The sequence below is a fragment of the Variovorax sp. LARHSF232 genome, from assembly GCF_052871435.1.
In genome coordinates this window covers 183,375-197,957 of the sequence record NZ_JBIXJS010000001.1, presented here as the reverse complement: position 1 = coordinate 197,957, position 14,583 = coordinate 183,375, and the positions used below count along the sequence as shown (strand labels likewise).

General features: G+C 67.4%; 11 protein-coding genes. 3 read left to right on the top strand and 8 right to left on the bottom strand.

Annotation, left to right across the window (positions count from 1 at the left end; genetic code table 11):
• Window positions 1-2: 2 nt before the first annotated feature.
• Window positions 3-2,435 carry a nitrite reductase large subunit NirB gene (gene nirB / locus ACIPRI_RS00905; protein ID WP_446620344.1) on the bottom strand — a complete coding sequence of 811 codons (2,433 nt, stop codon included), beginning with the start codon at window positions 2,433-2,435 and terminating at the stop codon, window positions 3-5.
• A gap of 74 nt (window positions 2,436-2,509) precedes the next feature.
• On the opposite strand from nirB, the gene ACIPRI_RS00900 reads away from it, so the two are divergent.
• Window positions 2,510-4,219 carry a bifunctional protein-serine/threonine kinase/phosphatase gene (locus ACIPRI_RS00900; RefSeq protein ID WP_446587543.1) on the top strand — a complete coding sequence of 570 codons (1,710 nt, stop codon included), beginning with the start codon at window positions 2,510-2,512 and terminating at the stop codon, window positions 4,217-4,219.
• A gap of 17 nt (window positions 4,220-4,236) precedes the next feature.
• Here ACIPRI_RS00900 and ACIPRI_RS00895 read toward each other — a convergent pair whose 3' ends face one another.
• Window positions 4,237-5,511, bottom strand: a complete 1,275-nt coding sequence (locus tag ACIPRI_RS00895; protein WP_446587541.1) for an MFS transporter — start codon at window positions 5,509-5,511, stop codon at window positions 4,237-4,239.
• A gap of 430 nt (window positions 5,512-5,941) precedes the next feature.
• Between ACIPRI_RS00895 and ACIPRI_RS00890 the strand changes: the two genes are divergently transcribed.
• Window positions 5,942-7,231 carry an ANTAR domain-containing protein gene (locus ACIPRI_RS00890; protein WP_446587538.1) on the top strand — a complete coding sequence of 430 codons (1,290 nt, stop codon included), beginning with the start codon at window positions 5,942-5,944 and terminating at the stop codon, window positions 7,229-7,231.
• 219 nt (window positions 7,232-7,450) lie between these two features.
• Here ACIPRI_RS00890 and ACIPRI_RS00885 read toward each other — a convergent pair whose 3' ends face one another.
• The 4 genes from ACIPRI_RS00885 to ACIPRI_RS00870 form a co-directional block, all read right to left on the bottom strand.
• On the bottom strand, window positions 7,451-8,260 hold the full coding sequence (locus ACIPRI_RS00885) for an ABC transporter ATP-binding protein (protein ID WP_446587536.1): 810 nt from the start codon (window positions 8,258-8,260) through the stop codon (window positions 7,451-7,453).
• Entirely contained in the window at window positions 8,257-9,192 is a 936-nt protein-coding gene (ntrB, locus tag ACIPRI_RS00880) for a nitrate ABC transporter permease (protein WP_446587534.1), read from the bottom strand. The genes ACIPRI_RS00885 and ntrB overlap by 4 nt, the downstream gene beginning before the upstream one ends.
• Window positions 9,193-9,205: 13 nt before the next feature.
• Window positions 9,206-10,474, bottom strand: a complete 1,269-nt coding sequence (locus ACIPRI_RS00875) for a CmpA/NrtA family ABC transporter substrate-binding protein (RefSeq protein ID WP_446587532.1) — start codon at window positions 10,472-10,474, stop codon at window positions 9,206-9,208.
• Between the two features lie 339 nt (window positions 10,475-10,813).
• The gene (locus ACIPRI_RS00870) at window positions 10,814-12,106 is read right to left on the bottom strand and encodes a nitrate- and nitrite sensing domain-containing protein (RefSeq protein WP_446587530.1); all 1,293 of its coding nucleotides are present in this window, start codon (window positions 12,104-12,106) and stop codon (window positions 10,814-10,816) included.
• A 73-nt stretch (window positions 12,107-12,179) separates the two neighbouring features.
• Here ACIPRI_RS00870 and tsaD point away from each other — a divergent pair, with 73 nt between their 5' ends.
• The gene (tsaD, locus tag ACIPRI_RS00865) at window positions 12,180-13,220 is read left to right on the top strand and encodes a tRNA (adenosine(37)-N6)-threonylcarbamoyltransferase complex transferase subunit TsaD (protein ID WP_446587528.1); all 1,041 of its coding nucleotides are present in this window, start codon (window positions 12,180-12,182) and stop codon (window positions 13,218-13,220) included.
• On the opposite strand, the gene ACIPRI_RS00860 is transcribed toward tsaD, so the two are convergent.
• Window positions 13,177-13,908: an alpha/beta hydrolase-fold protein gene (locus tag ACIPRI_RS00860; protein WP_446587526.1), complete on the bottom strand. Its 732-nt coding sequence runs from the start codon at window positions 13,906-13,908 to the stop codon at window positions 13,177-13,179. The two genes, tsaD and ACIPRI_RS00860, sit on opposite strands and share 44 nt — an antisense overlap.
• Window positions 13,909-14,167: 259 nt before the next feature.
• Window positions 14,168-14,542, bottom strand: a complete 375-nt coding sequence (locus tag ACIPRI_RS00855) for an Hsp20/alpha crystallin family protein (protein ID WP_446587524.1) — start codon at window positions 14,540-14,542, stop codon at window positions 14,168-14,170.
• Window positions 14,543-14,583 lie beyond the last annotated feature (41 nt).

Genomic DNA, 14,583 nt, shown 5'->3' with positions numbered 1-14,583 from the left:
CATCATGCGGGCAGCGCCTTGAACTGCCGCACGTCGACCGACGCCTGGCTCGATTCGAACCAGGGATCGGGCTCGCCGTCCAGCGCGAACTGCAGGCGTTCCCACAGCGCCTTGCGGCCTTCGGCGTCGTCCACGATCTTCTTCTTCACGTAGTCCAGGCCCACGCGGCCGATGTAGTGCACGGTGCGCTCCAGGTACCAGCCTTCCTCGCGGTACAGCTGCAGGAAGGCGCCGGAATACTCCATCACCTCCTCGGCCGTCTTTACCTTCACCAGGAACTGCGCCACCTCGGTCTTGATGCCGCCGTTGCCGCCCACGTACAGCTCCCAGCCGGAGTCGACGCCGATCACGCCCACGTCCTTGATGCCGGCCTCGGCGCAGTTGCGCGGACAGCCGGAGACGGCCAGCTTCACCTTGTGCGGCGAGTACATGGCCCACAGGGCGCGCTCCAGGTCCTTGCCCATTTGCGTGCTGTCCTGCGTACCGAAGCGGCACCACTCGCTGCCCACGCAGGTCTTCACCGTGCGCAAGGACTTGGCATAGGCGAAGCCCGATGGCATGCCGATGTCCTTCCAGACGTTCTCCAGGTCTTCCTTCTTCACGCCCAGCAGGTCGATGCGCTGGCCGCCGGTGACCTTCACCGTCGGGATCTGGTACTTGTCGGCCGCGTCGGCGATGCGGCGCAGCTCATCGGGTGTGGTGTGGCCGCCCCACATGCGCGGGATCACCGAGTAGGTGCCGTCCTTCTGGATGTTGGCGTGGCTGCGCTCGTTGATGAAGCGGCTTTGCGGATCGTCCTTCGCCTCCTTGGGCCAGGTCGAGATCAGGTAGTAGTTGATGGCCGGGCGGCAGGTGGCGCAGCCGTTGGGCGTGCGCCAGCCGAGGTTGCGGAACACCGCGTCGTGCGTCAGGTAATGCTCCTTGCGGATGGCGTCGCGTGCATCCTGGTGGCTCACGTCGGTGCAGGCGCAGATCGCCTTCTTCTTCGGCGCCGCCGAGTAGTCGCCGCCGGCGGTGAACATCAGGATCTGCTCCACCAGGCCGGTGCACGAGCCGCACGATGCGCTGGCCTTGGTGTGCTTCTTCACCTCGTCGAGCGTGAACAGGCCCTTCTCCTTGATCGCCTTGCAGATGGTGCCCTTGCTCACGCCATTGCAGCCGCAGACCTCGGCGTCGTCGGGCATGCTGGCGGCCTTGTTGTGGCCTTCGTGCCCCGTGTCGCCGATGTTCGACTCGCCGAACATCAGCTTGTCGCGGATGTCGTGCACGCTGCGGCCGTCGCGCAGGAGCTTGAAGTACCAGCTGCCGTCCACGGTGTCGCCGTACAGGCAGGCGCCGATCAGCTTGTCGTCCTTGATCACCAGCTTCTTGTAGACGCCCCCGAAGGGGTCGCTCATCACGATCTCCTCGCAGCCCTCGCCGCCCATGAAGTCGCCGGCGCTGAACAGGTCGATGCCCGTCACCTTCAGCTTGGTCGAGGTGAGCGAGCCCTGGTAGCGGCCGATGCCGAACTGCGCCAGGTGGTTGGCGGCGACCTTGGCCTGCTCGAACAGGGGCGCCACCAGGCCGTAGGCGACGCCGCGGTGCTGCGCGCATTCGCCCACCGAGTAGATGCGTGCGTCGGTCACCGTCTGCATGGTGTCGTTCACCACGATGCCGCGCTCGCAGTGCAGGCGCATCTTTTGCGCCAGGTCGGTGTTGGGACGGATGCCCACCGCCATCACCACCAGGTCGGTGGCCACCTCGGTGCCGTCCTTGAAGCGAATCATGGTGACGCGGCCTTCCTCGTTGCCCACCAGCTCCTGCGTCTGCGCGCCGATCAGGAACTTCAGGCCGCGGTCCTCCAGCGACTTCTGCAGGAGCTTGCCGGCCACGTCGTCCAGCTGGCGCTCCATCAGCCAGGGCATGACATGCACCACCGTCACGTTCATGCCGCGCAGCATCAGGCCGTTGGCCGCTTCCAGGCCCAGGAGGCCGCCACCGATCACGACCGCGTTCTTGTGCACGCGCGCCGCCTCGATCATGTAGTCGGTGTCGGCGATGTCGCGGTAGGCGATCACGCCCTTCAGGTCCTTGCCGGGAACCGGCAGCATGAAGGGGTTCGAGCCGGTGCACATCAGGAGGCGGTCGTACGCGGCCTCGGTGCCGTCCTCGGCGCGCACGATGCGCTTGACGCGGTCCACCTCCACCACCTTCTTGGCGGCGTGCAAGGTGATCTTGTTCTCGGCGTACCACTCCCAGCTGTTGAGCACGATCTCATCGACCGTCTGCTCGCCTGCCAGCACCGGCGACAAGAGAATGCGGTTGTAGTTGGGATGCGGCTCGGCGCCGAAGACGGTGATGTCGTAGAGATCGGGCTCGATCTTGAGCAGCTCTTCGATGGTTCGCACGCCGGCCATGCCGTTGCCGACCATCACGAGCTTGAGTTTCTTCATCATGGGGCTCTACCTTTCCTTCGGATTCAAGCGGGAACGAGATTCGCGACGGCGCGCGTGGACAATCGCGCGCCATGAGCTTTGAAGTGGATATCGGCTACCAGAGCCGGCGCGGGCCGCGCGAGCTGAACGAAGACTTCGCCGGCTGCGTGCATGCGCCGCCCGGCGAGGAGGCGCGCGGGCTGATCGGCGCCATTGCCGACGGCGTCTCCACCGGCGGCCACGGCCTGGAGGCGGCGCAGAGCACGGTGATGGGGCTCTTGGCCGACTACTTCGCCACGCCCGACACCTGGGAGCCCACGGCGGCGCTGGACCGGCTGATCGGCGCGCAGAACGCCTGGCTGGCCGACCACAACCGGCGCCGCCATGCGGGCGCGGCGCTGACCACCCTGACGGCGCTGGTGCTGCACGGCCAGAGCTACACCCTGGCCCACGTGGGCGACACCCGCGCCTGGCGCGTGCGTGCCGGCGACGCGGCGGCCCAGTTGCTGACGCAGGACCATGCCTTCGACCATCCGGACCTGCGCAGCCGCCTGACCCGCGCCATCGGCCTGGACGACCAGGTGCGGGTCGACTACGCCCAGGGCGATGCGCGCGTGGGCGACTGCTTCGTGCTCAGCAGCGACGGCGTGCACGGCGTGCTCAAGCCGGCGCAGATCGGCGCGCTGGCCTTGCAGGGCGACAGCGCGGCGCAGGCCAGCGAGGCGCTGGTGGAGGCGGCGCTGGCCGTCGGTTCGCGCGACAACGCCACCGCCCTGGTGATCCGCGTGCTGGGCCTCGATGCCCGGCAACTCGACGATGAGCTGGGCGACGTGCGCCGGCTCGATCCGCCGCCCGTGCTCAAGGTGGGCGACGTGCTCGACGGCTACCAGATCACGGCCCCGGTGGCCGACACCGGCGTGCATCTGCTCTACCAGGCGCGCCATCCTCAGACCCGCACGCTGGTGGCGCTGAAGACCCTGCATCCCTCGCGCGCCAGCGACCCCGAGGAGCGCGCCATGCTGGCGCACGAGGCCTGGCTGGGCTTGCGTGTCAGCGCGCGTGCCGACAGCGGGCTGGTGCGGGTGCATGAGCGTGCCGCCGATGCCAGCGCCCTGTACCTGGTGTTCGACTGGCACGGTGGCCAGACCTTGGAGCAGATGCAAAAGAGCGAGCGGCGCGGCAGCGTGGCCGAGGTGGTGGCCGCGGCCATCGAACTCAGCAAGGCCCTGGGGCGCCTGCACCGCCAGGGTGTCGTGCATCGCGACATCAAGCCCGGCAATCTGCATCGGGGCGACGACGGGCACTGGCGCATCCTGGACCTGGGCGTGGCCTTGTCCGGCCGCGAGAGCGCGGCCCAGCGCGAGCTGCATGCCGGCACGCCCAGCTACATCAATCCCGAGCAGTGGGATGGCGCGCCGGCCGACGCCGCGAGCGACCTCTTCGCGCTCGGCGCGACGCTCTACCAGTGGCTGGCCGGCCGCCTGCCCTATGGCGAGATCGAGCCCTACCAGGCTGCACGCTACCGGCACGACCCCGCCTCGCTGACGCGCATCCGCCCCGACGTGCCCGTGTGGCTGGACCACCTGGTGCGCAAGGCGGTGGCAAGGGACCCGCGCCAGCGCTTCGAGACCGCCGAGGAGCTGCTGCTGGCGCTGGAACGCGGCGCTTCGCGGGCCATCGGCGCGCCCGCGGCCACGCCGCTGTTGCAGCGCGACCCGGCCGCGCTGCTCAAGCTCGGGCTGGGCCTCTCGCTGCTGCTGAACCTGTTGCTCATCGTGTGGCTCTTGTTCTTGCCACGCTGAGCGGGTAGGGCGGGTCTTCATGGCCGTGCCGCCCTGCGCAGCTCGGCGCTCTTGCTGGCCGGCGCGTCATGGGCTGCAGCCGCCAGGCGCGCACGGCCGCCTTTTTCCGCCCAGGTGCGCGTCCAGCGGATCTGCATGACGCGCATCACGCCCAGCATCACCAGCGACAGGACGGCGAAGAAGACGAAGCCCCACAGGTAGCTGCCCAGGTACTGCTTGGACAAGCCCATGGCGTTGGGCACCAGGCCGCCGCCCAGGGCACCGATCTCGCCGATCATCGAGCCGGCCACCGCGGTGCTGGTGGGCCAGCGCAGCGGCACCAGCTGGAACAGGGCGCCATTGCCCGCGCCCAGCGCGGCAAAGCACACGATCAGGAGCAAGGTGGTGAGGGCCAGCGAGGATGAGGCGAGGCCCACCAGCGTGAGGGCCACGGTGACGACCACCAGCACCAGGGTGAGCGTGTTGACGCCACCCCAGCGGTCCGAGATCCAGCCGCCGAAGACCCGCACCGCCGCGCCCATGAAGGCCGCCAGCATGGTCAGCTGGCCCGCCTGCACCTTGCTCACGCCGAACTGGTCGTGATAGTAGGAGGGCAGGAAGGTCGTGAGGCCGATGAAGCCGCCGAAGGTCACGCCGTAGATCAGGCTGAAGACCCAGCCGTCCTTCTCGAACAGACAGGCGATGTGCGCGCGCAAGCTCGCGTGGCTGTCGACGTCCGGCGGCTCCTTCGCGAGGAACACCATCACCAGCATCGGCAGCAGGATGGCGCCGGCCGCCACCGCGTAGACGCTCTGCCAGCCCAGCCATTGCGCCAGCGGCGGCGCCACCAGCACCGATACCGCGGTGCCGACATTGCCGGCGCCCACGAGGCCCATGGCCAGGCCTTTGTGCTGCGGCGGGAACCAGCCCGAGCCCAGCGACAGTGCCACGCCGAAGCTGGCGCCCGCAATGCCCAGCAGCACGCCCATGGCCAAGAGGTCGTTGAAGCTCTTGACCATGAAGAAGCCGAACAGCATGGCCACCGCGATCAGGCCCATCTCGACCAGCGTCGCGTTCTTGCGACCGATGTATTGGGAGAGCACGCCCAGCGGAAAGCGCATCAGCGCGCCAGCAATGATGGGCACCGACAGCATCAGGCCCTTTTGCGCCGGCGAGAGGTTGAAGGTCTCGCTGATGAAGGGCGCCATCGCGCCGTTGAGCACCCAGATGCAACACGAGAAGGCGAAGTACAGGAAGGCCGCGAAGAGGGTCGGTCCGTGGCCGGATTTCAGAAAGGACTTGAAGCTGGTCATGGCGCTCTGTTCTTCAAATGCAAATGCCTCGGCGCAGCCTTGCGAGAGGCTGGGTCGTGGGATGGAGTGGGATCGGGGGGCCGGCGACGAACGCCGCCGGCATGAAGGGTGTTGTGCCGGGCGGGCTGGCCCCGGCCGCGCACGAGACACGGCGAAAGGGCGCCGCGTCGTCATCACCAAAGCGGTGCTTCGTTACACCGCCCCCACAGTCTTGCAAGAGGCGTGCCTGATTTGATGCACGCGCCTGGCCGATGAGGCTGAGAGTCTTTCCCCCATGCCCGCTCATCCCGCCCTGACGCGCCCACTCTGCGTTGCAAATGCTCGCCGTAGCCCAAGCTACGGCTGTGCTTTGCGCCTTGATTGGGCACGCCAGCGCGGTCTGCTCGGGCATGCGAGAAAAACTCCCAGCCTCTATGCTCGCGGCCTTGTCATGAACTCTCTTCTTCTGGTTCTGCCCGGTGAAAACGCCGACATCGCCTGCCTCACGCCGCTGCATGCAGCGCTGCCGGACGCGCGGCTCACGCTCGCCGGGCAAGACGCCTGCAGCAAGCTGGTGCAGGCGGTCGCGGAGCATGCACCTCGCCAGGTCCTGATCTGTGCACCGGATGCTGGCGAAATGGGCGAACTGCTCGACGCGTTGCGTGCCTGGGAAGGCCGGCCGCCTTGCGCACTGAGTCTGCTGTGTGCGGCAGCGCCCGGGCGCGAGCTTCAGGACGCGCTGGTGGCGCTGGGCGTGCAGGCCTGGGCCGTGCGCGAAGGCCTCGATACAGACGGCCTGGCGGCGCTGCTCGCGCTGGCTCAGACGCGCTGGCAGCGCGAGGCCGGCCTGCGCGCGCAGATCGAAGCGCTGCAAGCGCGCCTGGACGAGCGCAAGTGGATCGACCGCGCCAAGGGCCTCCTGATGTCGGCCCGCGGCATCGGCGAGGACGAAGCCTTCGGCCTGCTGCGCGGCGCGGCGATGCATGCCAACCTGCGCCTGGGCGAGGTTTCGCGCTCGGTGCTGGAGGCCGCGCAATGGGCCGAGGCCATCAATCGCGCCGGCCAGCTGCGCATGCTGTCGCAGCGGCTCGCGCGGCTGGCGGTGCAGGCCCTGGCCAAGGTCGATGTGCGGCGCAGCCAGGTGCTGCGCAAGGAGTCGGTGGAGCGGGTGCAGGCCAACCTGGACTACCTGGGCACCCTGGCGCTCGACGAGCGTGGCGCGCAGGACCTGGCTGGCGTGCGCGTGGCCTGGGACCAATTTTCCGGCGCACTGGACGAGCGTTTGGCACCCGCCAGCCTGGCCGAACTGGACGCGCATGCGCAAGCCTTGCTGGAAAGAGCGGAAGCGCTCGCCGATGCGCTGGAAGCCACCGGCGCACGCCGCGCCCTGCGCATCGTCAACATCTGCGGACGCCAGCGCATGCGCGCCCAGCGCCTGGCCAAGGACGCGCTGCTGGCTTCGGTGCTCGGCCTGGCGGATGCCCAGGCCCGGCTCGCGCCGACCATGGACGAATTCGAAGCCGCCCTCTTGGAACTGGAACGCGCGCCGCTCAGCTCGAGCGAGATCCGCGCCACGCTGGCCGCTGCGCGCGACGAATGGTTGCGCCTGCTGGGCGGCGTGCGCAATGCCGACAGCGCCGAAGGCCGCATGGCGCTGGTGCGCTCCAGCGAGGCGCTGCTGCAAAGCTTCGACCAGCTCACCGCCGCCTACGAGCACAGCCTCCAGGTCATCATGTCTTGAAATGAAGCCTCCCGGCTTCTCACTGCGCTTCGCTGCGTGTAGTTCGCCACCTCCCGAGGAGGGCGCACTGAAGCCTCCCGGCTTTTCACTCCGCTCTGCTCCGTGTAATTCGCCACCTCCCGAGGAGGGGACCCCACCGGCGGCCCGGCGGAGCCGGTTCCGCGGTGTGGGGCTGGAATGGGAGTGGCGAGCGTGCATGACGCTGGCCCATTCTTTGGCCTACGCCGCGACCTTCTCCACGTGCGCTTGGCGCGTGTAGAGGAAGTCGATCACGGCCTTGCGGGCGTGAACGTAGGTGGGCTCTTCGGCGAGTTCGACGCGGTTGCGCGGGCGCGGCAGATCGACCTTCAGCACCTCGCCGATGGTGGCGCCGGGGCCGTTGGTGAGCATTACGATCTTGTCGGACAGCAGCACCGCCTCATCCACGTCGTGGGTCACCATCACCACAGTGCTGCGGGTGTTGACGACGATGGCCAGCAGTTCGTCCTGCAGCTTGGCGCGGGTGAGGGCGTCCAGCGCACCGAAGGGCTCGTCCATCAGCAGCACCTTCGGTTCCATCGACAGGGCGCGGGCGATGCCCACGCGCTGCTTCATGCCGCCGGAGATTTCGCCCGGGCGCTTCTGAGCGGCGGCCGTGAGGCCGACCAGCGCCAGCGCCGCATCGGTGCGCGCCCTGAGCTGGGCCTTGTTTTCCGTGGCACCGAATACCCGCTCCACCGCCAGGTAGACGTTCTCGAAGCAGGTGAGCCAGGGCAAGAGCGAATGGTTCTGGAACACCACGGCGCGCTCCGGCCCGGGGCCGCGGATCTCGCGGTTGGCGCACAAGAGGGTGCCCTGGCTTGGTGCGGCGAGCCCGGCGATCAGGTTGAGCAAAGTCGACTTGCCGCAGCCCGAGTGGCCGATCAGGGTGACGAACTCGCCCTTGGCCACGTCCAGGTCGATGGCCTGCAGCGCCAGGAAGCTGCCCTTGGCGGTCTTGAAGCGCTGTTCGACGCCGCGGATCTCGATGTACTTGTCATCGTTGTTCATGCCTTGACCTCCTCAAAGGTGAATGCGGTGGCGATGCGGATCAGCGCGAACTCCAGCACCAGGCCCACGATGCCGATCACGAAGATCGCGATGATGATGTTCTTGACGTTGAGGTTGTTCCACTCGTCCCAGACCCAGAAGCCGATGCCCACGCCGCCGGTCAGCATCTCGGCCGCGACGATCACCAGCCAGGCGGTGCCCACCGCCAAGCGGACGCCGGTCAGCATGTAGGGCAGCACGGCGGGAAAGAGGATCCGGGTGAGCACCTTCCATTCGGACAGCTGAAGCACCTTGGCCACGTTCATGTAGTCCTGCGGCACGCGCTGCACGCCCACCGCGGTGTTGATGACCATGGGCCAGATCGAGCAGATGAAGATGGTCCAGATGGCCGCCGGATTGGCGCCCTTGAAGACCAGGAGGCCGATGGGCAGCCACGCCAGTGGCGACACCGGCCGAAGCAGGCTGATCAGCGGATTGAACATGCGCGCCAGAAATTCGAAGCGCCCGATGGCAAAGCCGGCCGGAATGCCGACCGCCGCCGCCAGGCCGAAGCCCAGCGCCACGCGCTGCAGCGAAGACAGCACGTTCCAGCCCACGCCCTGGTCGTTCGGCCCCTTGCTGTAGAACGGGTCGCTGAACACCTCCAGCGCCTGCTTCCAGGTTTCCAGCGGCGAGGGAAAGCCGCTGGTGCTGCGCAGCGCCACGAGCTCCCACACCAGCACCAGAAGGCCCAGGCCCAGCAGCGGCGGCAGCACGCGCATCCATAGCCAGCTCCAGTCGCGCGGGACACGCGCGGCGGGCGGCTCGGAGAACGGGGGCACGACAGCTCGGGCCGGCGCCGGCGCGGCGGCTGGCAGTTTGGATGCGGCGGATGAGGGAACGGGCACCGCGCGCGCGGCCTCGAGCGGGGAGTGAAAGACGGCACTGACCATGATGGGCTCCTTGTCAGGCGACATTGACCTTGAATGAATCGGCGTACTTCTTCGGATCCTTGCCGTCCCACACCACGCCGTCGAACAGCTTGCTGCTGCGCATCGCGTCCTTGGGAACCGGCGTCTTGGTGGCGGCCGCCGCCTGCTTGTAGATGTCGAGCTTGTTGATCTCGGTGGCCACCTTGAGGTAGTCGGGATGCTCCTTCAGGAGGCCCCAGCGCTTGTGCTGCGTCAGGAACCACATGCCGTCCGACAGGTAGGGGAAGGTCACCGCCCCGTCGTTGTAGAACTTCATGTGATTGGGGTCGTCCCAGTTCCTGCCCAGGCCGTTGGTGTAGCGGCCCAGGATGCGCTGGTTGATGGCGTCGACGCTGGTGTTGACGTAGCTCTTGTCGGCAATCGTCTCGGCCATCTTGTTCTTGTTCTGCAAGCCCGCGTCGATCCACTTGCCGGCTTCGATGATCGCGGCCGTCACGGCGCGCGCGGTGTTGGGGTACTTCTTGACGAAGTCGCCCGTGGTGCCCAGCACCTTTTCCGGGTGATCCTTCCAGATGTCTTGCGTGGTCACGGCGGTGATGCCGATGCCGTCCATGATGGCGCGCTGGCCCCAGGGCTCGCCCACGCAGTAGCCGTCCATGTTGCCCACCCGCATGTTGGCCACCATCTGCGGCGGCGGCACGGTGATGACCTTGGCATCCTTCATCGGGTTGATGCCGTTGGCCGCCAGCCAGTAATACAGCCACATGGCGTGCGTGCCGGTCGGGAAGGTCTGGGCGAAGGTGTATTCGGCCTTCTGGCTGGCCATCAGCTTGGCCAGCGAGGCGCCGTCCACCGCGCCCTTGTCGGCCAGCTTCTTCGACAAGGTGATGGCCTGGCCGTTGTTGTTGAGGGTCATCAACACGGCCATGTCCTTCTTGGGGCCGCCTAGCCCCAAGTGCACGCCATAGACCAGGCCGTAGAGCACGTGGGCGAAGTCCAGTTCGCCGTTGATCAGCTTGTCGCGCACGCCGGCCCAGCTGGCTTCCTTGCTGGGCACGATCTTCACGCCGTACTTCTTGTCGATGCCCAGCACCGAGGCCATGACGACGCTGGCGCAATCGGTGAGCGGAATGAAGCCGATCTTGACTTCTTCCTTCTCGGGCTTGTCGGAGCCCTGGGCCCAGACCGCGGCGCGCAGCGCGGGGTCGATGCCGAGCGCGCCGATGGCGGCGCCCTGCAAGACGCGTCGGCGGCTGAGGCCGGGCTTGTTCGTTGGCGGCTGCTTGCGCTGCGGATCGATCATGGGGCGAACTCCAACTGGTAAAGAGAAAAACAAAAAAGGCGTCCGCATCGCACGCAGGGCACGCTCGTGGAAAAACGAGCCCTTGCGGGATGGGGACGCCTTTGTCCGTTGCTGCAGGCGGGCACCCATCGTGGATGTCCCCTGCTTTTTTCAAGAAAGACCGCCGTTGGCCTTTGCGCCAGGTGAACGCAAGGGCCGTGCCAGCGGGACCCGATCATTCATCTGCTATCGAAAAAGGAGCGGGAAAGGCGCGGCGCGGCAACGCCCAAAGGCAGTTGGCTCAGCCAGCCGGCCGCACCGCGTTTCTTGTGCAGTGCACCAATACGGGTCGGGCAGCGCTCAGGACGCTGCATCCTTGGGCAGGAATTCCGCCATCGCCAGCACCGACTCGGCCACTTCCACCAGCCGGCGCTTCTGGTTCATGGCGGTCTGGCGCAGCATCTTGTGCGCCTCGTCCTCGGAGAGGCGCCGGTGCGCCATCAAGAGGCCCTTGGCACGCTCGACCACCTTGCGCTCGTTCAGCGCGGCGCGCACCGTCTCCAGCTCGTCGTTCATGGCCTGCAGGCGCTGCGACTGCTCTTGCACCAGCTGCAGGATGGAGCGCTCCAGCTGGCGGCCGTAGGGCGTGGCGGCGCTCTCGGCGGGCGGCGGCGCCGCGGGATCCGCGCCGCGCGCATCGCCAAAGAAGAAATCAGCCGTGTCCGGCGGGCCCTGCTGCGCCCAGCGGGCCAGCAGCTGCTCGTGCGCCTGCAGTTCGGCCAGGGCCTGCGCCGTGCGCTCTTGCGACAGCGCGCGCAGCTCGGCGGCAAGCAGCGCCTCGATGTCCTGCATGGCGTCGATCCGGCGGGTGCAGCAGTCGAACCAGATCGGGCTGAGTTCGGCGTCCAGCGCCGCCCCGGCGGGCGCGCCGCAGGCCAGCCGGCGCAGGCGTTCCAGCTCCACCAGTTCGACGGGGGCCTGGCTGGTTCGCCAGTGCTCGACCAGCGACGGGCTGGCGAATTCGACGAAGGTGTGAAAGCAAGCCTCCTGCGAGGCGATCAGCTGCAGCCACTGCTGCTGGCGCGCCGGCTCGCTGCGGCCAGCTGCGAAGGCGGCGGCGCCGCAGGCGCGCTCCTGGCCGGCGAATTCCTTGCCCTGCATGAAGTTGAACATCGCCACCAGGCGGCGCGAGATCTCCGGGTCGGTGGCGCCGTCGGCGGCCTCGAAGACCACGGCCAGCAGCCCGGCGATCAGCTTCACGAAGGCCGCGGTGGCATGGGCCGTATCGATCTGGAGGGCGCCGACGCGCTGGCGCAGGGCCGGCAAGGCGTCCAGCCCGGGTAGAACCCAGGCGATGCGGCTGAACAGGCGGGCGCCGTTGACGGTGCGACGGGTGCGCTCGGCAGCCAACGCGTCGAACCCGGCGCGCACCGCCTGCTCGCAAGCCAGGCACGCGTGGATCTGCGCTTCGCGCCGCTCGCCAAAGCGCTGGCCGCGCGAAGCCAAGAGGCCGTTGGACAGGCCCCGCTCGCGCTGCAGCGCATGGACCAGCCGGCCGATGGCCGCCACCAGCTCGCTGGTGCGCGCCAACTCGCCCTGCGCGTCGATTTCGCAACGCAGGGCGGCAACGAGGAAATTGAGGCCGGTGCTCATGCTTGGGGGTGGGGATCTGAGGACATCGAGCAACATTCATGCCCCAATCTGGTGTGCCGCCTACACTCCTTGCATGTTTGTTCTGGGAATCGAATCCTCGTGCGATGAAACCGGCGTGGCGCTGGTTGAGCTGCAAGGCAGCGCGGTGCCGCGCCTGGCCGCGCATGCGCTGCACAGCCAGATTGCCATGCACCAGGCCTATGGCGGCGTGGTGCCGGAGCTGGCCAGCCGCGACCATATCCGGCGCGTGCTGCCGCTGACCCAGACGGTGCTCGCCGAAGCGGGCTACGCCATCGGCGATGTCGACGTCGTCGCCTACACGCGGGGCCCCGGCCTGGCCGGCGCGCTGCTGGTGGGCGCCGGCGTGGCTTGCGCCCTGGGCGCTGCGCTCGACAAGCCGGTGCTTGGCGTGCACCACCTGGAAGGACACCTGCTGTCGCCCTTCCTGAGCGCCGACCCGCCGGAATTCCCCTTTGTCGCGCTGCTGGTCTCGGGTGGCCACACCCAGCTGATGGAGGTCGACGCCGTGGGGCACTACAAGGTGCTGGGCGAAACCATCGACGATGCTGCCGGCGAAGCCTTCGACAAGAGCGCCAAGCTGATGGGCCTGCCCTATCCCGGCGGGCCGTGGCTGGCCAAGCTGGCGGAGGGCGGCGACGAGTCGGCCTTCAAGCTGCCTCGTCCCCTGCTGCACAGCGGCGATCTCGACTTTTCCTTTGCCGGATTGAAGACGGCCGTGCTGACGCAGGTGCGCAAGGTGGGCGATGAGTTGGAGGCGCGCAAGCGCGACCTGGCGGCCTCGACCCAGGCGGCGATCGTCGAAGTGCTCCTGAAAAAATCGCTGGCGGCGCTGGACCAGACCGGACTCAATCGCCTGGTGGTGGCCGGTGGCGTGGGCGCCAACCAGCGTCTGCGCGAGCAGCTGAATGCCGCCTGCGCCAAGCGCGGCGTGCGCGTTCACTACCCCGAATTGCACCTGTGTACCGACAACGGCGCCATGATCGCGATGGCGGCTGCCATGCGCATCCAGGCCGGGCTGGAACAGCCCGCGGCACGCTATGCCTTCGACGTCAAGCCGCGATGGCCATTGGATGCATTGCCTGCGCAGGCCTGATCCTGGGCCTTGGCCTGGGCTGATGGCTCACGGCGGGCAGCGGCAGCACGTCCAGCATCTTCTTCCATAGCCTGGACCACTGCGGCCAGTCATGACCGCCCTCGGTGGTGAAGACGTGGTCCGAGGGCAGGGCCTCGGCCAGCAGCTTGTGGTTGGAAGCGAAACGGTCGGCCAGGCCAAAGCCAAGATAGAGCGGCGGCAGGTGCTTTTGCGCCTTCCTTGAATCGGCGTATTGCTGCAGCCAGGGCCACAGCTTGCGGTCCATTTCCTGGTCGGGCAGGGGGCCGTCAGGGGCCTTCCAGGCGCGCAGGCCGCCGGCCTTGTGAATTTCCGCGCCCAATGGGCGACGGCCCAGGTAGGGCGCCAGCGCGACGATGCCATCGACACCGCCCGGGCGCGCCAGCTCGTGGATCAGGGCGCCAAAGCCGCCGATGGAAATCCCCACCAGCCAGATGGCGCTGTAGCCGCGCGCCCGTTGCGGCCGCAAGACATCCGAATCCAGCCGCTCGATGAAGGTCTGGTCGTAGTAATAGGAGACATCGGCGTGCACCAGCAGCACATCAGCCGCCAAGTCGCGCTCGCGCACTGCGTTCACGAAGCCTTCGCGCTCGAACTCGTCCGGATGCAGAAAGGCACCCGGCAGGAAGACCATGAGCGTTTCCGATCGTGACTTCGTACTCGCGGGCATGAGCTGCGTATCCATTGGTTTCCTTCGCGTCAAGGGTGATCGCCACGGCGATGCGCCTACATATGTGAATACTTCACAGAAAAGCTCTCAAAGGCGCGGAAATTTGGCATAGACGCTACACCAGACGGCATTATTGTGAATGCGTCACAAAAAGGAATGGCAACTAAAGGTTGCATTTGGTGCTTTTGCGCAACAACGAAAAGCCCGCCATTGGCGGGCTTTCATGTTTTTCCCTCTGTGCGAGGGGCATTGAGGCCGATCAGTTGATGGCCAATTGGGCAACCTTGCTTTCCGGCAGTTTCTTGGCCAGCTTGAGCGTCAGCACGCCATTTTCCAGTTTGGCTTCGCTGGCGGTCGCGTCGATTTCCAGCGGCAGTTCATAAGCTGCCTTGTACTGGCGCTTGGCGTCGGCCTTGCTGTCGACGCGCACCACGGCGCCTTCGATGCCGATCGTCAGGTCTTCGCGCGACAGGCCCGGAACGTCCAGCGACAGGGTCCAGCTCTTCTCGTCCTGCTCCAGTTGGAAGGAGCGTTGCGGCGCGAAGGCGAGGGCGTCGTCGAAGAAGCGCTCGAGGCGGTGGTCGAAGGCGCGCGGCGAGTAGCTGCGGGTGCGAACGGTGGGTGCGAAGAACATCAGGAACTCCTTGGGGGTGATTAGCACATGGGGACAAAGGT

Bases quoted from the DNA above. Each gene is read 5' to 3' on its own strand.
- nirB (WP_446620344.1), bottom strand. From the start codon at position 2,435: ATGAAGAAACTCAAGCTCGTGATGGTCGGCAACGGCATGGCCGGCGTG.
- ACIPRI_RS00900 (WP_446587543.1), top strand. From the start codon at position 2,510: ATGAGCTTTGAAGTGGATATCGGCTACCAGAGCCGGCGCGGGCCGCGC.
- ACIPRI_RS00895 (WP_446587541.1), bottom strand. From the start codon at position 5,511: ATGACCAGCTTCAAGTCCTTTCTGAAATCCGGCCACGGACCGACCCTC.
- ACIPRI_RS00890 (WP_446587538.1), top strand. From the start codon at position 5,942: ATGAACTCTCTTCTTCTGGTTCTGCCCGGTGAAAACGCCGACATCGCC.
- ACIPRI_RS00885 (WP_446587536.1), bottom strand. From the start codon at position 8,260: ATGAACAACGATGACAAGTACATCGAGATCCGCGGCGTCGAACAGCGC.
- ntrB (WP_446587534.1), bottom strand. From the start codon at position 9,192: ATGGTCAGTGCCGTCTTTCACTCCCCGCTCGAGGCCGCGCGCGCGGTG.
- ACIPRI_RS00875 (WP_446587532.1), bottom strand. From the start codon at position 10,474: ATGATCGATCCGCAGCGCAAGCAGCCGCCAACGAACAAGCCCGGCCTC.
- ACIPRI_RS00870 (WP_446587530.1), bottom strand. From the start codon at position 12,106: ATGAGCACCGGCCTCAATTTCCTCGTTGCCGCCCTGCGTTGCGAAATC.
- tsaD (WP_446587528.1), top strand. From the start codon at position 12,180: ATGTTTGTTCTGGGAATCGAATCCTCGTGCGATGAAACCGGCGTGGCG.
- ACIPRI_RS00860 (WP_446587526.1), bottom strand. From the start codon at position 13,908: ATGCCCGCGAGTACGAAGTCACGATCGGAAACGCTCATGGTCTTCCTG.
- ACIPRI_RS00855 (WP_446587524.1), bottom strand. From the start codon at position 14,542: ATGTTCTTCGCACCCACCGTTCGCACCCGCAGCTACTCGCCGCGCGCC.